Here is a 19,475-nt window from a genome sequence, read left to right as displayed (position 1 = left end):
GTCACCCCCTCCTACTCGATTGGAAAAGGGAGGGACAGCGAACATTGTTCAGTGTTTGAAATTAAATTTATCTTGTAAGCACTCCCACCGTCTTAATTTTGTTCACATGAACTTACACTTTTTTCCATGTGCGTGTCGGTAAAAGACACCCCGAGAAAGTGTTGAAAACCTCCCAGCTTTTGATAAATTACAGCACATCTTTCCTCGCCTCAGAATGTACTCCTAATTAAAATTTCTTTAAATGTACATAATGGATAATAGGTGCGCAATTACAGGTAGTACAATAGCCGGAAATAAACGATTGCGTCTTCAACACGGGCCATATCAGGAGGTTGCCATGGATTTATTTCGAAAAAAAATTATCAGGCATGAAACAGACAGTTCACTAAAAAGAGTCCTTGGTGCGGGAGACCTAACCTTGCTAGGTGTTGGTGCAATCATTGGAACAGGGGTCTTCGTCCTGACAGGTGTAGCTGCAGCAAAATATGCCGGTCCTGCACTGATTCTTTCATTTATTATTGCTGGTTTAGCCTGTGCTTTTGCTGCGTTATGCTATTCCGAGTTCGCATCAATGATACCTGAATCAGGAAGCGCCTATACATATAGCTATGTCGCCTTCGGAGAGATCATCGCCTGGATTCTCGGCTGGGACTTAGTGCTTGAATATGGCCTTGCTTCTTCGGCAGTCGCCAGCGGCTGGTCCGGCTATTTCCAGGGGTTATTATCAGGCTTCGGAATTCATTTCCCAACCGCGATTACGAGTGCATTTGATCCTTCCAATGGAACAGTAATCGATTTACCTGCCGTGGTCATTATTTTTTTGGTAACGATTCTGCTTTCCAGAGGAGTTAAAGAATCAGCCAGATTTAATGCGGTAATGGTTATCGTCAAGGTGGCTGTTGTACTTCTTTTTATCTTGGTAGGAGTATGGTATGTGGAGCCATCCAATTGGACCCCATTTATGCCTTTTGGTACATCAGGGGTAGTCGCCGGTGCCGCCGTGGTCGTTTTCGCATATTTTGGTTTTGATGCAGTTTCGACTGCTGCCGAGGAAGTAAAGAACCCGCAGCGGAATCTGCCGCTTGGGATATTATCCGCACTGGCGATTTGTACAGTTCTATATATTGCTGTATCGCTGGTTCTTTCAGGAATCGTTCCATATGAGCTGTTGAACGTAAAAGATCCGGTAGCTTTCGGGTTAGAGTTTATAAACCAGGATTGGGCAGCAGGACTCATTTCTCTTGGTGCTATTGTCGGTATTACTACTGTATTAATCGTTATGATGTTTGGACAAACAAGGCTCTTTTATGCGATGAGCCGTGATGGCCTGCTCCCCGCTTTCTTATCTGGCATTCATCCAATTACAAAGGTTCCTGTTTCCAGCACCTGGGTAACAGCCGCACTGGTGGCTTTTTTTGCCGGTTTTGTCCCGCTCGATAAATTGGCCGAACTGACAAGCATCGGAACTTTGTTTGCGTTTTCAATAGTTTCACTTGGGGTTGCCGTCCTGAGAAAAACACAGCCAGATATAAGGAGAGGCTTTAAAACCCCATGGGTTCCACTTGTCCCTGTTTTGGCTGTCGTCTTCTGCGGCTATTTGATGCTCCAGCTTTCATCTTTTACTTGGGTTGGCTTCTTGGTATGGCTGATGTTAGGCTTAATCATTTACTTTACGTTTGGATACAGGAATAGTAACCTGAATCCAAAATGAAACCAGTGACGCTTAATATATTTTATAACTTCTTTCAAAACAATATCTTATAGGCTTTCGGCGGGGCAGCTCGATTGGAGGCCATTTTTTCGTTTTCAAAGAGCACAACGAGTTTGCTTCTTTTTCCGGCATGTCCAGCATATAGTTATCACAGGTACCTTGACTTGCGAATGTAAAGGAGTGTTTAAGATGCGACAAAGATTGCTATTATGCTTTTTACTTGGCGGCGTAATGCTTTATTATGCAGTGCCCCGGCTCACGCTCACAACAGGAGGGAAGGAGAGCCTATTTGCTGCCATGTGGCTCCTGCTTGCTTTGTTTGTAATGGGCGGAAACTTGGCAGGAATGCTCTATCACCCTAAAAAACAAAAAACACAAAGATTCAAAGCGAAGCACCGAAACCGCAAAAGAATTCATTATTATCAATAGTAGCGTTTGAATAGCTGCCCTATTCACTTTATAATGGCAGTAAGGGCATATGGTGAAAAGGGTGAAAAGTTTGGCAACTAAGCATGAACAAATACTGCAGTACATTGACCAGCTTCCGGTGGGAGAGAAAATTTCGGTCCGTCAAATAGCAAAAGCAATGACAGTCAGCGAGGGTACGGCCTACCGGGCTATTAAGGATGCTGAGAATAAAGGGTATGTCAGTACAATCGAGCGGGTAGGCACTATTAGAATAGAACGGAAGAAAAAAGAAAACATTGAAAAGCTTACGTTTGCAGAGGTAGTAAATATTGTGGATGGACAAGTCCTGGGGGGCCGCGCCGGGCTTCATAAAACATTGAACAAATTTGTGATTGGTGCGATGAAGCTTGAAGCAATGATGAGATATATCGGCCCGGACAATCTGCTCATTGTAGGAAACAGGGACCAGGCACACGAGAATGCGCTTAGAGCCGGGGCTGCTGTACTGATAACCGGTGGATTCGATGCCGAAGAGAATGTAAAAAAACTTGCGGATGAACTTCAGATGCCAGTCATTTCAACAAGCTATGATACCTTTACGGTTGCGACAATGATTAATCGAGCCATCTATGACCAGCTGATCAAAAAGGAAATCCTGCTAGTCGAAGACATCCTGACACCTGTTCATGAAACGACATTTTTAAAAACAAGCGATACGGTTTCAGAATACCTTTACCATAACAGAGAAACGCGCCATAGCCGGTTTCCTGTAGTGGATGACAATATGAAAATACAGGGTATGGTGACGTCAAAGGATATTATGGGACAGGATCCCGATACAGTAATCGAGAAAGTGATGACAAAGCACCCGATCGTAGTAGGGGAAAAGACAAGCGTAGCCTCCTCTGCACATATGATGGTCTGGGAAGGCATAGAATTGCTGCCGGTCATGGATGAAAATCATATACTCCAGGGCATTATCAGCAGGCAGGATGTGTTAAAAGCCCTTCAGATGATCCAGAGACAGCCGCAGGTTGGAGAGACTATTGATGATGTTATTTCCAGTCAGCTAGGTACAACAGGAATCCGAGGAAAAGGTGAGGAAGTTTACAGCTATGAAGTTACTCCGCAAATGACCAACTATCTCGGAACAATCTCGTACGGTGTCTTTACAACGATTGTCACTGAGGCTGCTAACAGGGCGCTACGGAATTATAAACGCGGTGATCTTGTGGTTGAAAATATTACGATTTACTTCTTTAAGCCAGTCCAAATTGAAAGCGTTCTTGAGATAAATCCGAGAATCCTTGAAGTGGGAAGAAAGTTCGGTAAGGTGGATGTTGAGGTCTTTAACGAAGGCAAGCTGGTTGGCAAGGCTATCATGATGTGCCAGCTTCTTGATAGATCATAAGCAGATTCCCTGATTAGAAAAGCCAAGCGCCCTGACAAATGGAACTTCGATTAAGTTCTGGCACGTCCTTACAGATCTGCCGCTTTGACACGTCCGATGTATCGCTGTCGAAGCTTTCCTTGTCCTGTGCGTCGGGCTTTATTTTTCCCGGAAAAAAATACTGGGCGCTGAAACAAGAAGAAGTTATACTTTCTTACCTTTAAATAAAACCTTGTGATTTCCCGCGGAGGCAAATACACAAGGTTTTTTTGTGGAAGGAATAAAAAGATTTTGATATTTGGATGTTCAGCTCAGGCCCCTAGAACATGGAGCTTACGCTTTTCTTAATTCCTCAGCCTCTTTAATAGCAAAAGGAAGGTGGAATTTATATGATTTATAGCCGCCAATTATATTTAATGCTCCAAGAATCATAAAAACAGACCCTACGATATAGGTGAGAGTTGTTTGATATAAGAACAGCTGGTTCAGTCCAAAGAGTGCGACGAATAAACCCAGGGCAACGGAAGACTTGGCAGAAATCCACTTCTTCTCCATTGGCCTGCCGGACCGAACGTATTTAATTTTATAAAATACATAAAATGCAAGAGCGATTACAATGAAAATTACCAATATTGGCATAGCTACTCCTCCGTCTGGAATAATCCTTGTTTGTAATTGGGCCGTATGAATGAAGAACCAACTATTATTTTAACGGTTAACCGCTGATATTGCTATAGTTATTAACTAGCCCTGCTTTTCATTGGTTTCATTTTCTGCTTAAATAGAAATATATACCCGGAAGTAAAGGAGAAACTCAATGAGTGTAAAAGAACAAATCCTGGAAGCAATTCAACAGTACGATACAATTATCCTTCACCGCCATGTTAGGCCGGATCCGGATGCATATGGTTCCCAATGCGGGCTTGCTGAGGTGCTAAGAGCCTCTTTTCCTGCTAAGAAAATATATGCGGTCGGCAAGGAGGAAGAAACTCTGCATTTTATGAAGCGGCTTGATGTGATAACGGATGACACATATCAAGGTGCTTTGGTAATTGTCTGCGATACGGCAAATGAAGAAAGGATCTGCGATACCCGTTATAAACTCGGTGATAAGCTCATAAAAATCGATCATCATCCGAATGAGGATCGATATGGTGACATGCTTTGGGTGGACACAGATGCAAGCTCCTGCAGCGAAATGATTTATGAATTTTATCTGTTCGGAAAAACCAGGGGACTTAAAATGAGCGATGAAGCTGCGCGCCTGCTGTTCGGGGGAATTGTAGGCGATACCGGACGGTTTTTATATCCAAGCACAACTGACAAAACATTCCTTTATGCGGGAGAGTTAATTCATTACAATTTTTCGAGGACCGAGCTATTTAATGGTATGTACGATGTAGGAATCAATGTGACCCGCTTAAATGGCTATGTGCTTCAGAACTTTGAAATGCTTCCTGGCGGAGTAGGAAAAATGGTTATTACAAAAGATATATTGAAGCAATTCAGTGCAACGACTGCTGAGGCCTCGCTTCTCGTCAGCACTTTAGGCTCGATTAAAGGCATGAAGGCCTGGGTTTTCTTTATCGAAGAGGATGAAGTGATTCGTGTAAGGCTTCGTTCAAAGGGTCCGGTAATTAACGGAGTGGCAAAAAAGTACAATGGAGGAGGACATCCGCTGGCTTCCGGTGCATCAATCTATTCATGGGATGATGCAGATAAGGTTGTCAGAGATATCCAGCTTGTTGCAGAAGGGCACTAATAATAAAGGAAACCGTTGTGTAAATTCCGGTTTCCTTTTCTGTATTCATACATTTTGCTAAATTATCATAATGGAATTGTACAGCTTTAGGCCAATTTACTTTATTTGTTTAAGCTTAACCTCAATTGAAAGAGTAGAGTAGAAGAAAATTTCAGTAACCTCGGCCTGATATCGCTTTTTATTCATTTCAATTGTCTTGTTTTCAATCGACTTTTTTAATAAGTCCTTCACCTTATAAACGGACTCCACATCTTTGGTGAGCTGAGTCTGCAAATCATCGCGGATCATGTCCTGGACCTGGGCGGTACTGAGCCTCCTCTGGGCCTCATCAAATATTCTGCTGTTTACGAGGCGCACTTGAATGTCTTCAATGACCATCTTTGATTCTGCCAGTTCATTTAAATCGTCCGCTTCCTCTTTTAAAATCTCTATCGTTTTCCGCAAATCTTCAATTTCAGTCTCCTGTGTCATAATCATGCTAATCTGCTTTTCCTGAAGAATCCCAAACATATAAAAAAAAATCAGCCAGCTGACTAACCCCCCAAGAGCTGCTCCTGCTAAAAACCGCTGCCAGCCGGGCAGCCGGTACAAAGGAGGGATTCTCATGGCGAGATATTCTCCTGCGTTAGCCAATGAATAAGCGTTGCACCGGTTTGGGCTCCGCCCAGCGCTGCAAGGATTAAGAAAACCTGTTTCAATAAATCCTTTGTTTCACCGTTTAAAATTCCGCGTTCAAAGCTATACACAGCGTCAAAGGTTCCTCCAATCGCGGCTACTATCGCCCATATCCTTAGGTTTTCCGACAATCGTGCTACCGTGGTGATCGGCGGCTGTCCGGTGAAGAAGGCCGACAGCCCGCCAACCAGTGCACCGCCCAGCAAAACACCTAGCGCAATAAAATAACTGTTAATAAAAGCTGGGAAAAAAGCTTCCTTCATTCTTATCATCCCTTAGCTATTAAGTCTTTTAATACTATATATGGACAAACTTGGATGTTTATGAGCAAAGGGAAGAGGAAAACTTGAGTAAAAATGAGAACATATTTTCTTTTTTTCAGGGGCCGTTCTATAATAAAAGAAAAAGTTAAATGGGGGGTGAAACAATTGTCTTTTATTCATCTCAATATCCAGAGCGGATACAGCTTACTATCAAGCACAATTAAAATAGAAAATCTAGTGGCAGAAGGAAAGCGAAAAGGTTTCTCCGCACTAGCATTAACTGACCGGAATGTAATGTATGGTTCTATTGCTTTTTATAAAGAGTGCAAGAAACAGGGAATCAAGCCACTGCTTGGGCTTCTGGCTGATGTGGTGAACGGACAAGAGGAATCCCACCCTCTCCTTTTGCTTGCAGAGAATTTTTGTGGCTATGAAAATCTGCTAAAAATCAGCAGCGCTATCAAAACTAAAACACCGGCAGGAATTCCAGAGAAATGGCTTAAGGCTTATGCAGAGGGATTGCTGGCTATTTCGCCGGGCAGGGAAGGCGAAATGGAACAGCTGCTTTTAGAAGGCAATATAACCGGTGCTGAAAAAACGCTTAATAAATTGCTAAGCATGTTCGGCCAGGACTCCGTTTATTTGTCGGTACAACGGACATCCGTACCCGGGGAAGAAGAGCTGAACGGGAAGCTTCTCGACTTTTCACGCAGGACAGCCGCCCGGCTTGCTGCCTTAAATCCGGTATACTATCTTCAGCAGGAGGATTCTCTCGCTTATGAAGTTTTACTGGCGGTTAGAGATGGTTTTAAGCTTTCTGATAATGAAAGGCTGAAGCCGGAGTCAAAGGAAAATTATCTGAAACACGCCAGAGCAATGGCAGACCTTTTCAGCGATGTGCCCGAAGGCCTTGAAAATACGTTAAAGATAGCCGCCCGCTGTAATGTTGAAATTCCCTTTAACCGCCAGCTGCTTCCAAAATATCCTGTAAGCGGAGGCATGACTGCAGAGGAAATGCTTGAAGCTGTGTGCAAAAAAGGCCTGGAAATACGGTATTCAAATGCTCCGAAGGCATATTGGGACAGACTGTATTATGAACTGGGCGTAATCAAGAAAATGAAATTTAGCGATTACTTCCTGATAGTCTGGGATTTTATGAAGTTCGCTAAACAGAAAAATATATTGACCGGTCCCGGCCGGGGATCTGCTGCCGGATCAATGGTAGCCTACGTGCTTTCGATTACAGATGTAGATCCGATTGAACATAAACTGCTGTTTGAAAGGTTTTTAAATCCTGACAGAATTTCAATGCCGGATATTGATATCGACTTTCCCGACAACCGCCGGGAAGAAGTAATTGCCTATGTAGCCTCCAAATACGGGGAACTGCATGTTGCCCAGATAATCACATTCGGCACAATGGCGGCTAAAGCTGCTTTAAGAGATGTAGGCCGGGTGTTTGGTTTAAATTCAAAAGAGCAGGAACGGCTCTCGAGGACGATACCTTCCAAGCTGGGTATCTCTTTGGAAGGAGCTTATAAAGAATCACAAAAATTAAGGGAGTTTGTGGCTGAAAGCAGCATCAATCGGTCGGTTTACCAGACTGCTCTAAAGCTTGAAGGCTTGCCAAGGCACACCTCTACCCATGCTGCCGGGGTAATCATCAGCGATCAGCCGTTAACAGACCTGATAGCAATTCAGGAAGGCCATGAAGGCATCCATTTAACGCAATTTCCGATGGATGTGCTGGAGGAGCTGGGACTTCTTAAGATGGATTTCCTGGGGCTTAGGAATCTTACACTTTTGGAAAATATAGTTTCAAGTATTAAAAAGGGGCTGGGGACAAGTCTGGAAATCGCTAATATTCCGCTTGATGATTCAGCAACCTTTGAACTTTTAAGCCAGGGAGAAACAACCGGGATTTTTCAGCTGGAATCCGAAGGTATGAGAAAGGTGCTTATGAGGCTTAAACCGGGCCGGTTCGAGGATATTGTCGCTGTAAACGCCCTCTACCGTCCAGGGCCGATGGAAAACATCCCTCTCTTTATTGAAAGGAAGCACGGAATTAAACCCATTGATTTTATCCATCCAGACCTGAAAGACATTCTTGCTGATACATATGGTGTCATTGTATATCAGGAGCAAATAATGCAAATCGCTTCAAGGATGGCAGGTTTTTCATTGGGGGAAGCAGATTTGCTTCGAAGGGCAGTTTCGAAGAAAAAGAAGGAAGTGCTTGACCAGCAAAGGGAGCACTTTGTAAAAGGGTCAATAACTCAGGGGCACACTGAAAAGATTGCCCATGACGTCTATGATATGATCGTCCGTTTCGCCAATTATGGCTTTAACAGGAGCCATGCTGTAGCCTACAGCTTTATCGCCTACCAGCTCGCTTATCTGAAAGCCCATTACCCTGAATATTTTATGTCCGCGTTAATGACCTCTGTAATCGGGAATGATGATAAGATTTCCCAATATGTCAGGGAAGCAAAGCATAAAGGAATGAACATTCTCCCGCCGTCCATTAACCACAGCGGATACCCGTTTTCGGTTGAAAAAGAAGGTCTGCGGTATAGTCTTGGTGCAATAAAAGGCATAGGAGGGGCTGCCATAAGGGAGATATTCCAGGCGAGAAGAAATAAGCGGTTTTCCGATTTGTTTGATTTTTGTCTTCGAGTTTCAGGCAAGGCTATCAATCGCAAGGTGCTTGAAATGCTTGTTCATGCAGGGGCCTTTGATGAATTTGGGCAGGACCGGGCAACACTTCTCGCAAGCCTTGATGTAGCTTTAAGCCACTCGGAGCTGGTTAATCCTAATGATGATCAATTTGATTTATTTGCTGATGCCGGACTTACACTTAAGCCCAAGTATATGGTCGTGGAGCCAATCCGGCTGGAGGATAAACTTGCTCTGGAACGTGAAGCATTGGGACTGTACTTATCCAATCACCCAGTTTCTGCGTTTAAAAAGCTGTTCGGGGAAGCTGGTGCATCTGATACTGTCCAGGCTCTGTCTGCAGCAGACCCGAAAGTCCTGGTCGGCGCTTATATTACCTCTCTTAAAACAATCCGTACAAAAAAAGGGGAAGTAATGGCGTTTTTAACCATCAGCGATGAAGGCGGTGACCTGGAAGCAGTTGTTTTTCCGGATGTGTATAAAAAGCAGACTGACTTATTTAAGACAGGAAACGTATTGGTTTTTCAAGGGTCCATGGAAGAGAGGGAAGAAAAAAAGCAGCTCATTGTCCAGAGGGTGTTTTCTATGGAAACTATAAAAGAAATTTTGCATAGCAGCGGGAATCGTCTGTTTTTAAAAATTGAATTGGCCCAGCAAAATTCCCAAACTCTGCAAAAGCTGAAACAAACCTTGAGGAGGCATAGCGGGACAACAAAGGTCATGCTTTATTATGAACGGGAGGAACGATATGTACAGCTTTCCCTCGTAGACTGGGTAACCCCCGGGGATGACTTATTAAAGAAGCTCAGCATGATCCTTGGAGAAAAGAACGTTCGGTTAATAGATAAGAAATAGGATCAGCCTCTTGATAACTGTTATTTTCATTTGGAATTTTAATTTATCACGGCAGTGCCTTAAAGGGAAAGACAGAATTCTTCATGCTGATAGCTTGAGAACGTGCTCCCCCCTTCATGGTGCTGCCTTATTTTAAATAATTAAACTTTACATCTACCTTAGATATGTTATATTGGATAATATAATTCGTGGTCAGACCACTTAGATTCCTTAAATAAAGATTTTTACATACCAATTGGAGGGGTGAGCAGCTTGACATTAAGGGATGAAGCATTACATATGCACCGTGTAAACCAGGGGAAATTGGAAACGGTGTCAAAGGTAGCTGTACGAAACGCTGAAGATTTAAGCCTGGCCTATTCACCGGGAGTAGCTGAACCATGCAAGGATATTTATGATATTCCGGAAAAAGTATATGAATACACAATGAAAGGCAATACTGTTGCAGTTGTTTCAGATGGGACAGCTGTGCTTGGTCTCGGAAATATTGGGCCTGCAGCAGCTATGCCAGTAATGGAAGGGAAGGCAGTCCTTTTCAAAAGCTTTGCCGGGGTAGATGCATTTCCAATCTGCCTGAATACAACAGATGTCGAAAAAATCATTGAAACTGTCAAGCTTTTAGAGCCTACATTTGGTGGTGTAAATCTGGAAGACATTGCTGCTCCAAACTGCTTTGTAATTGAAGAGCGATTAAAGAAAGAAATGAATATCCCGGTTTTTCACGATGATCAGCATGGTACTGCTATAGTAACGGTTGCCGGCCTTGTTAATGCGCTTCGAATAGTCGGCAAATCCATGTCCGAAATTAAAGTTGTCGCAAATGGAGCAGGTGCTGCCGGTATCGCCATAATAAAGCTTTTATACAGCTATGGCGTGCGTGACATCATCATGTGCGATACAAAAGGTGCTATTTTTGAAGAAAGACCGTATGGAATGAATGTTGTGAAGGAACAGGTTGCCAAAATGACGAACAAGGATAAACAGGAAGGTAGCCTTGAGGAAGTCATAAAGGGAGCTGATGTCTTTATCGGAGTTTCCGTTGCTGGAGCGCTGACCGAGGAAATGGTTGCTTCAATGAATGTTGATCCAATCATTTTTGCAATGGCTAATCCTGTACCTGAGATTATGCCGGAAGACGCCAAAAGAGCGGGGGCTAAGGTTGTTGGAACCGGCCGGTCCGATTTCCCTAACCAGGTCAATAATGTACTGGCGTTTCCAGGGATATTCCGCGGTGCGCTTGATGCACGGGCAACCCATATTAATGAAAAAATGAAAGTAGCTGCTGTTGAGGCAATTGCGGGACTGATTTCCCCTGAGGAGCTAAATGCCGATTATGTAATACCAGGCCCATTTGATGAAAGAGTGGCCCCAGAGGTAGCGGCAGCCGTGGCTCAGGCTGCAATGGATACAGGAGTAGCGAGGATTAAGGCAGATCCAGAGGCTATTAAAGAAAAAACGAGAAGACTTGCGATAATCGGAAAAAGTGAGTGATGGACAGTTTGAAAAAAACCACTTCTCCTCCTAAGGTTTATCTTGAGATCGTGGGAAAACTGCGGGAAATGATTGAAGAGGATGGACTGCAGCCTGGTGATAAAATCCCTTCGGAAAGGGAATTATCTGAACGTTTGACCGTTGGGAGATCTTCTGTCCGTGAAGCTTTGCGCGCACTGGAACTCCTCGGATTGATCGAAACGCGCAGAGGAGAAGGGACCTTCATCAGGGACTTTCAAGAGCATAGGCTTGTAGAGCTATTAGGCACGTTTTTTCTGCAGGATGAAAAAGTAATCAGCGATCTTGCAGAAACAAAAATAATGATTGAATTGGACTGTCTCAGGCTTTTGGCTCTTTCCTCCACGGACCAGGCCCTTAAAGACTTTAAGCAATGGGCCGAGACAGCCCAATTTACGGATGAAATGTTTTTTGATCATGCAGCCCGGACAAACCCGAATAAGCTGATGGAACGAATTTGGCGGGTAGTCAACAGCTATGCTGGCTGCTCGGACGCAGGCCAGACAGTTAATGGGAAAGAAAGCTATCTGGAACTGATCGATTTTCTGTTATGTCGCGATATTGATAAAGCGATAATTGTATATAAACAAAAAGTAAGGAAATTGTCGAATGGCGAATGACATCTTTTTACAAGAAATTTAAAACAAGTCTTGTATTCTTATAGGAAATGCATTCGGCATAAGACATTTGTTAGAAAAGGGAGGATTCCTCTTTGCTAAAAGATTTATTTTCAAAGCCTAAAAAAAAGAAATACGCAACCATTCCTTCAGAGCGCGATAAGCAAGATGTACCAGAAGGGATCATGTCAAAGTGTCCTAACTGTAAAAAAATCATGTATACGAAGGAGCTTGTTAAGAATCTGAAGGTTTGCCTCCATTGCAGCTATCATCATCCAATGAGTTCCCCTGAGAGAGTGGAGAGCCTCATAGAAGAAGGCAGCTTTATTGAGCTGGATAGTGAAATGGCTACAGTGAATCCGTTAGACTTTCCGGGATATCTGGAAAAAGTGGAGCAGGACAGGCTTAAGGCAGGAATTAATGAAGCAATTTTAACCGGAACCGGGAAGATCGGCGGCAATGAAGTAGTTTTAGCGATTATGGACTCCCGTTTCAGAATGGGAAGCATGGGCTCAGTGGTCGGCGAGAAGATAACAAGGGCGATTGAAAAGGCCGATGAACTTAAGGTGCCGTTCATCATTTTTACTGCATCAGGCGGGGCCAGAATGCAGGAGGGTGTGCTTAGCTTAATGCAGATGGCAAAGACAAGCGCTGCCTTAAAGATGTTCAGCAGCCATGGAGGCTTGATCATATCTGTGATGACTCATCCAACAACAGGCGGGGTTTCTGCAAGCTTTGCTTCTCTTGGTGATTATAATTTGGCAGAGCCGGGCGCACTGATTGGTTTTGCAGGCCGCCGGATTATTGAACAGACCATAAGAGAGGATCTGCCGGAGGATTTCCAAACAGCAGAATTCCTTTTAAAACATGGTCAATTGGATGCGGTCATTTCTAGGCTGGAGCTAAAGGACAAACTGATGAATATTCTTGATATACATATGCCGGGTGGTGTTTGGAAATGGTAGGAGAATTGGAATTTGAACGTCCGGTAGTGGAACTTAGGAAGAAAATTGATGAGTTAAAGAAGCTTACAAAAGATGCCGAAGTCGACTTAACCGAAGAAATCGAAAGGCTTGAAAATCGTCTTCAAAAGCTTGAGAAGGACATATATGAAAATATCAAGCCATGGGATCGTGTCCAAATTGCAAGGCACCCAGCCAGGCCGACAACGCTGGATTATATTGCTCACTTGTTTACTGATTTTTTTGAATGTCATGGCGACAGGAATTTCGGGGATGATGAAGCAATTGTTGGCGGAATTGCGAAATTCCATGACTACCCGGTAACGGTAATCGGTCATCAGCGCGGAAAAGACACAAAGGAAAATATCAGGCGCAATTTTGGGATGCCGCATCCAGAAGGATATAGAAAAGCATTAAGGCTGATGAAACAGGCAGAAAAATTCAACAGGCCAATTATATGTCTAATTGATACAAAGGGGGCTTACCCTGGTAAGGCTGCTGAGGAACGTGGACAAAGCGAAGCCATAGCCAGAAATCTTTTTGAGATGGCTGGCTTAACAGTTCCTGTTATTTCCATTGTCATTGGTGAGGGCGGAAGCGGCGGAGCCCTGGCCCTCGGAGTGGCCGATAGAATTTATATGCTTGAAAACTCAACCTACTCCGTTATTTCTCCTGAAGGAGCCGCGGCCATTCTTTGGAAAGATGCTTCCCAGGCTAAAAAGGCTGCGGAAACGATGAGAATTACCGCACCAGACCTTAAGGAACTTGGAGTAATAGATAGTATAATCGAGGAAGTAAAAGGCGGAGCCCACCGCAATGTAAAAGAACAGGCAGGGGCAATTGATGAAGTGCTTAAAAAATCCTTATCTGAATTGCTTAATCTGAACAGTGATGAGCTTGTGGCTTTTCGTTATGCTAAATTCAAGCAAATAGGTGAGTACTCGTTTGTAAAACATTTTTCAGGGGTAAATTAAAACGTGTTGCCACAAGGCTTCACGTTTTTCCTTTCTGTCTTTATTTTTTTTTGTGAGTCCGAATCTTTCTTCTTAGAAAGCTAATTAGGGGAAAGAAAAGAAGACCACTTTATTGCGGCCCGAATTCACACAAAAGCTCCGATCCTGGTTTGGGTGATAACTTATGTGTTTTCTAGGCTTTAAATCCTCATATAATGGTACAGGACTGCTTACGCCCTTTTGAAGCTTAAAAAGTTGTTAAACTAAAAATATTGTGCTTTACTGCACATATTGGTTTACGAAAGGGTTCTTCTATTTTAGAATAATTACTTGAGCATGTATGTGTGTTTATTTTAGCGTCTCTTGATTCTAATAAATAATGTAGCTTGGGAACGTAAATATTAAGCGAAGGCATACATTAATTGAATGGCTGTTTTGAAGATATCATTCAAAATACGCTCCGAATAAGGTTCGATTTTTAGAATAATGGTCAGGGCCGTCTTTCTGGCAATTTTCAAATAGAGATTAAGAGGTGATTCGGTTGAAAAGAATAGGTGTTTTAACGAGTGGCGGAGATTCTCCGGGTATGAATGCCGCAGTCAGGGCGGTTGTCCGTAAAGCTATTTATCACAATCTGGAGGTCTATGGCATTTATCACGGCTATCAGGGATTAATTGAAGGTGATATTAAAAAGCTTGAACTTGGATCAGTAGGTGACATAATTCATCGCGGCGGAACAATGCTTTATTCAGCCCGGTGTCCGGAATTCAGAACAGAAGAAGGCCAGCTAAAAGGAATAGAGCAATTGAAAAAGTTTGGAATTGAAGGGCTTGTAGTTATTGGCGGAGATGGTTCCTATCGCGGAGCTAAGGCATTGACTGAGCGAGGTTTCCCGTGCGTTGGAGTTCCAGGAACCATTGATAATGATATTCCAGGTACAGAATTCACAATCGGTTTTGATACGGCACTGAATACTGTAATCGATGCCATCGATAAAATCAGGGATACAGCCACTTCTCATGAAAGAACATACATAATTGAAGTTATGGGAAGAGACGCTGGAGATATCGCATTATGGGCAGGCCTTGCCGGTGGGGCAGAAACGATTTTGATTCCAGAAGACAAATCAAGTATGGATGAAATTGTCAGCAAACTGATGCGCGGTCATGAGCGCGGTAAGAAGCACAGTATTATTGTTGTTGCAGAGGGTGTTGGAAGCGGAGTGGATTTTGCAAGAAAGATCCAGGAGATGACAAACTTCGAAACAAGAGTAACTGTACTTGGACACACGCAGCGTGGCGGGTCCCCAACAGCCAGCGACCGGGTTCTTGCTAGCCGTTTAGGAGCACATGCGGTAGAATTGCTTATTGAGAACAAAGGCGGCCGTGCTGTTGGAATTGTCCAAAACCGCCTCGTTAACTATGATATTATCGAAGCACTGGCACAGCCTCATGTTTTAGATATGAAAATGTATCAGCTATCTGAGGAATTGTCGATTTAATTACGTATTGTCAAACCCGGCAATAATGTCCGGAAAGTTCTGTTTAAATCTCACCTGGTGGACGAAACCATTTGCTTCGCCAAGGGGCAAGCCAGGAACAATTAGTAATGAAATCACTTATCCCATCTGTAGCCTTATGCGGATAATAATAGGAGGTCAATCAACACATGCGTAAAACAAAAATTGTATGTACTATCGGTCCTGCAAGTGAGAGCATCGAAAAGCTGACTCAATTAATCGAAGCAGGCATGAATGTTTCACGCCTTAATTTTTCCCATGGAAATCACGAAGAGCACGCACAGCGAATTGCCAACATTCGGGAGGCTGTTAAAAAAACCGGAAAGCAGGTTGCGATTCTTCTAGATACAAAAGGACCTGAAATACGGACCCACAACATGGAAAACGATGCAATTGAGCTTTCTGCAGGTTCTTCCGTGACAGTGGCGATGAATGAAGTACTTGGAACGAAGGAAAAGTTCTCAATCACGTACCCAGGCCTGATTGAGGATGTCCATCCTGGCTCCAAGATTTTGCTTGATGACGGTTTAATTGGGCTTCAGGTAACGGAAATTCTGCGGGATAAACAGGAGATCCAAACCAAAGTTCTTAACACAGGAATCCTTAAAAATAAAAAAGGTGTAAATGTTCCTGGAGTTTCTGTCAATCTTCCCGGAATTACGGAAAAAGACGCACAGGATATTGTTTTTGGTATTGAACAAGGGGTAGACTTTATCGCTGCTTCTTTTGTCCGCCGTGCCTCCGATGTATTGGAAATCCGTGAATTACTTCAAAAGAATAATGCTTTACACATTCAGATTATTCCAAAGATCGAAAACCAGGAAGGCGTTGACAATATTGATGAAATCCTGGAAGTTTCTGATGGTCTAATGGTTGCGAGAGGAGACCTTGGGGTTGAAATACCTGCAGAAGAGGTTCCTCTTGTTCAGAAGCAGCTGATTAAGAAGTGCAATACATTTGGAAAGCCGGTCATTACTGCCACCCAGATGCTTGACTCAATGCAGCGAAATCCGCGCCCAACACGTGCGGAAGCGAGCGATGTTGCAAATGCAATTTTTGATGGCACCGATGCAATTATGCTTTCAGGTGAAACGGCAGCGGGAACTTATCCTGTAGAAGCTGTCGAAACAATGCACAATATTGCTTCACGTGCAGAGTCAGCGCTAAATCACCGGGAGCTTCTTTCTAAGCGCAGCAAAGACAGTGAGCATAATGTTACGGACGCCATTGGGCAATCGGTTGCTCATACAGCACTTAACCTGGAAGTGGATGCAATTATTACTCCTACTGAAAGCGGGCATACTGCAAGGATGATATCTAAGTATCGTCCAAAAGCACCGATTATTGCGGTTACTTCTAAGGACCATGTATCAAGGCGCCTGGCACTTGCGTGGGGAGTTTATCCTCAGATTGGCCCGGAAGCAACGACTACGGATGAAATGCTTGAGTCATCGATTCAGGAAAGCTTGAACTCCGGTTTGGTTTCTCATGGAGATTTAGTTGTGATTACAGCAGGTGTACCAGTTGGTGAGACTGGAACTACCAATTTAATGAAAATTCATGTACTTGGTGAAGAAGTAATCAAGGCACAGGGCATTGGCCGTAAATCTGCTAAAGGAAATGTTGTCATTGCCAGAAATGCAGCAGAAGCAATTGAAAAAGTAACAGAAGGATCTGTTTTGGTTACCATTGCAACAGATCGTGATATGATGCCTGCTATTGAAAAATGTGCGGCTCTTATTACTGTTGAGGGCGGATTGACCAGCCATGCAGCGGTTGTCGGAGTCACTCTTGGTATACCAGTCATTGTAGGTGCAGTGAATGCTATAACCCTTTTAACTGATGGGCAAAGCATCACTGTCGATTCTGGAAGAGGAATTATTTATAATGGACATTCAAGCGTACTTTAATCCGTATAACTTTTAGTGATTTTTACTGCCCTGCCTGTTTTTTCTGGCAGGGTTTTTTGCTTTGAACCGGCAATAATTTATCCGGAATGATTTAAAGGAATGAGTTTTAATTTGGGTGTATACTAATAGTACAAGAACTTTTTTATCTGGAGGAATGTATGAGATATTTGCTCTTGATTTTGATAATCGTCCCAGCTTTTGAGATAGGCACGCTGGTGCTCTCCGGAAGAACAATTGGTTATATTCCCACCATTTTATTAATTATCGCTACTGGAATAGCTGGCGCATATTTAGCCAAAAAGCAAGGGCTGGAAACATTGCAAAACGCACAGCTGCAAATGAGGACAGGCCAGCTTCCGGGGGAGGCTGTACTGGATGGAATCTGTATTCTGGCAGGTGCCTGCCTTTTGCTAACGCCCGGCTTCCTTACCGACATCACTGGATTTATTCTCCTGCTGCCGCTGACACGAAAAATGATTAAGCCGGTGCTGCTGCGGTTCATCAGGCACAGGATGATTAATAAAAATATCACGATTATTCGCTAAGCGGATCCCGCGCTGGCACTAGCATTGCCCCTGGCTAAGGAGGTGACTACTCACCGCCCCTGCCAGGGGATTTTTTTTGAAAAAGAATGAACCGGTTTGGATGATCCGGAAGTAGTTAATCGTCCAAGTTTACGGTGTTTTTTCTGTTGAAACTTGTCTTTTTATTTTTTTTAGAATTTTTTGAAAAATAAAGTGACAAACTAAAAATCGTTGTTATATAATACAAACAAGACATGGAAAAACTGTATTATAACAATTTTATTAATATGGAGAGGGAGTGAACTTAATAGCTGCTGCTTGAGGGTTAAATAGTTTTAGATAGTTGCGAATACTTACAAATTAAAGAATATTTAAGGAGGAAAATAGAATATGAGACAAGAAAAAGCTAGGCAATTAGAGGAAAGCTGGAAAACGGATGAAAGGTGGAAAGGCATTGCAAGACCGTACAGCGGGGAGGATGTCATCCGCCTACGAGGTTCCCTGGATATCGAGCATACGCTTGCCCGCCACGGCTCCGAAAAGCTCTGGAAGCTTCTGCATACTGAGGATTTCATCAATGCACTTGGAGCTTTGACAGGAAATCAGGCGATGCAGCAAGTGAAAGCAGGTTTGAAAGCTATTTACCTTAGCGGATGGCAGGTTGCAGCGGACGCAAACCTTTCTGGCCATATGTACCCTGACCAAAGCTTATATCCGGCAAATAGCGTACCGCAGGTTGTTAAACGCATTAACCAGGCCCTTCAGCGTGCAGACCAGATTCATTATATGGAAGGGAATGAAGAAATCGATTGGTATGCACCTATTGTTGCGGATGCGGAAGCCGGTTTCGGAGGACAGCTGAATGTGTTTGAATTAATGAAAGGGATGATTGAGGCAGGGGCTGCCGGCGTTCATTTTGAAGACCAGCTATCATCAGAAAAGAAGTGCGGCCACCTTGGCGGAAAAGTGCTTCTTCCTACACAGACCTCAGTGCGCAACTTAATTGCTGCCCGCTTTGCAGCGGATGTAATGGGTGTCCCGACTGTTCTGGTTGCACGAACTGACGCGAATGCTGCGGATTTAATTACAAGTGATATTGACCCTGCGGACGCAGAATTTATCACAGGCGAACGTACTCCGGAAGGATTTTACCGGACCCGGGCCGGGCTTGATCAGGCGATTGCCAGAGGACTTTCATATGCCCCATATGCTGACCTGATCTGGTGTGAAACTTCTGAGCCGAATATCGACGAAGCCCGCAGATTCGCTGAGGCAATCCATGAGCAATTCCCAGGAAAGCTCCTAGCCTATAACTGCTCTCCATCATTTAATTGGAAGCAAAAGCTGGATGATGAAACGATTGCCAACTTCCAGGTGGAACTGGGCAAAATGGGATACAAGTTTCAATTTGTTACGCTTGCCGGTTTCCATGCCCTTAACCATGGTATGTTTGAATTGGCTCGTAAGTACAAAGACCGCGGCATGGCTGCTTACTCCGAACTTCAACAGGCAGAATTCGCAAGTGAAGTACATGGCTACACTGCCACAAGACACCAGCGCGAAGTTGGAACAGGCTATTTTGATGAAGTGGCCCAGGTTATATCCGGAGGGACATCTTCAACTACTGCCCTAAAGGGATCTACTGAAGCGGAGCAATTCCATGCAGATAACAAGGAATCGGTTCCTCAATAAGCCGTAAAGCTCCAAGTAAAAACAATCATATTTTCTTAATCAAAAGGAG

16 protein-coding genes are annotated in these 19,475 nt (G+C 43.7%); 13 read left to right on the top strand and 3 right to left on the bottom strand.

Features of this window, described 5'->3' with window-relative positions; genetic code table 11:
- The first annotated feature begins 337 nt into the window (after positions 1–337).
- The 3 genes from CVD28_RS15120 to CVD28_RS15110 all read left to right on the top strand — a co-directional run bounded on the left by CVD28_RS15120 (position 338) and on the right by CVD28_RS15110 (position 3,530).
- Positions 338–1,711: an amino acid permease gene (locus CVD28_RS15120; protein WP_101593212.1), complete on the top strand. Its 1,374-nt coding sequence runs from the start codon at positions 338–340 to the stop codon at positions 1,709–1,711.
- A 189-nt stretch (positions 1,712–1,900) separates the two neighbouring features.
- Complete coding sequence (locus tag CVD28_RS15115; RefSeq protein WP_101593211.1) at positions 1,901–2,140, top strand: hypothetical protein; 240 nt, start codon at positions 1,901–1,903, stop codon at positions 2,138–2,140.
- Positions 2,141–2,210: 70 nt separating this feature from the next.
- Positions 2,211–3,530 carry a CBS domain-containing protein gene (locus CVD28_RS15110; protein WP_101593210.1) on the top strand — a complete coding sequence of 440 codons (1,320 nt, stop codon included), beginning with the start codon at positions 2,211–2,213 and terminating at the stop codon, positions 3,528–3,530.
- Between the two features lie 312 nt (positions 3,531–3,842).
- On the opposite strand, the gene CVD28_RS15105 is transcribed toward CVD28_RS15110, so the two are convergent.
- Entirely contained in the window at positions 3,843–4,148 is a 306-nt protein-coding gene (locus tag CVD28_RS15105; RefSeq protein WP_101593209.1) for a YtpI family protein, read from the bottom strand.
- Between the two features lie 178 nt (positions 4,149–4,326).
- Here CVD28_RS15105 and CVD28_RS15100 point away from each other — a divergent pair, with 178 nt between their 5' ends.
- Positions 4,327–5,271 carry a DHH family phosphoesterase gene (locus tag CVD28_RS15100; protein WP_101593208.1) on the top strand — a complete coding sequence of 315 codons (945 nt, stop codon included), beginning with the start codon at positions 4,327–4,329 and terminating at the stop codon, positions 5,269–5,271.
- A 96-nt stretch (positions 5,272–5,367) separates the two neighbouring features.
- Here the strand turns inward: CVD28_RS15100 and ytrI are convergent, their stop codons facing one another.
- On the bottom strand, positions 5,368–5,877 hold the full coding sequence (gene ytrI, locus CVD28_RS15095) for a sporulation membrane protein YtrI (protein ID WP_101593207.1): 510 nt from the start codon (positions 5,875–5,877) through the stop codon (positions 5,368–5,370).
- Positions 5,874–6,209, bottom strand: a complete 336-nt coding sequence (locus tag CVD28_RS15090) for a YtrH family sporulation protein (RefSeq protein ID WP_180954178.1) — start codon at positions 6,207–6,209, stop codon at positions 5,874–5,876. The genes ytrI and CVD28_RS15090 overlap by 4 nt, the downstream gene beginning before the upstream one ends.
- A gap of 165 nt (positions 6,210–6,374) precedes the next feature.
- On the opposite strand from CVD28_RS15090, the gene dnaE reads away from it, so the two are divergent.
- The 9 genes from dnaE to aceA all read left to right on the top strand — a co-directional run bounded on the left by dnaE (position 6,375) and on the right by aceA (position 19,426).
- Positions 6,375–9,740, top strand: coding sequence for a DNA polymerase III subunit alpha (gene dnaE / locus CVD28_RS15085; protein ID WP_101593217.1), 3,366 nt, complete (start codon positions 6,375–6,377; stop codon positions 9,738–9,740).
- Positions 9,741–9,992: 252 nt separating this feature from the next.
- Positions 9,993–11,231 (top strand): NAD(P)-dependent malic enzyme, encoded by a 1,239-nt coding sequence (locus CVD28_RS15080; RefSeq protein ID WP_101593206.1) that lies wholly within the window; start codon positions 9,993–9,995, stop codon positions 11,229–11,231.
- Entirely contained in the window at positions 11,231–11,869 is a 639-nt protein-coding gene (locus CVD28_RS15075) for a FadR/GntR family transcriptional regulator (RefSeq protein ID WP_101593205.1), read from the top strand. The genes CVD28_RS15080 and CVD28_RS15075 overlap by 1 nt, the downstream gene beginning before the upstream one ends.
- Positions 11,870–11,961: 92 nt before the next feature.
- Positions 11,962–12,831 carry an acetyl-CoA carboxylase, carboxyltransferase subunit beta gene (gene accD, locus CVD28_RS15070; RefSeq protein WP_101593204.1) on the top strand — a complete coding sequence of 290 codons (870 nt, stop codon included), beginning with the start codon at positions 11,962–11,964 and terminating at the stop codon, positions 12,829–12,831.
- Positions 12,825–13,802 (top strand): acetyl-CoA carboxylase carboxyl transferase subunit alpha, encoded by a 978-nt coding sequence (gene accA, locus CVD28_RS15065; RefSeq protein ID WP_101593203.1) that lies wholly within the window; start codon positions 12,825–12,827, stop codon positions 13,800–13,802. Before accD ends, accA begins: the two co-directional genes overlap by 7 nt.
- Positions 13,803–14,322: 520 nt before the next feature.
- Complete coding sequence (gene pfkA / locus CVD28_RS15060) at positions 14,323–15,282, top strand: 6-phosphofructokinase (RefSeq protein ID WP_101593202.1); 960 nt, start codon at positions 14,323–14,325, stop codon at positions 15,280–15,282.
- A 167-nt stretch (positions 15,283–15,449) separates the two neighbouring features.
- Positions 15,450–17,210, top strand: coding sequence for a pyruvate kinase (gene pyk / locus CVD28_RS15055; protein ID WP_101593201.1), 1,761 nt, complete (start codon positions 15,450–15,452; stop codon positions 17,208–17,210).
- Positions 17,211–17,368: 158 nt separating this feature from the next.
- A complete protein-coding gene (locus CVD28_RS15050; RefSeq protein WP_101593200.1) occupies positions 17,369–17,755 on the top strand; it encodes an FxsA family protein in 387 nt (128 codons plus the stop codon).
- A gap of 369 nt (positions 17,756–18,124) precedes the next feature.
- Complete coding sequence (gene aceA / locus CVD28_RS15045) at positions 18,125–19,426, top strand: isocitrate lyase (protein WP_101593199.1); 1,302 nt, start codon at positions 18,125–18,127, stop codon at positions 19,424–19,426.
- Positions 19,427–19,475 lie beyond the last annotated feature (49 nt).

The sequence above is a fragment of the Bacillus sp. M6-12 genome, from assembly GCF_002860285.1.
Lineage (GTDB): Bacteria > Bacillota > Bacilli > Bacillales > DSM-1321 > Peribacillus.
Note: the sequence above shows the minus strand (reverse complement) of the source record. Positions and strands in the feature narration are given on the sequence as shown.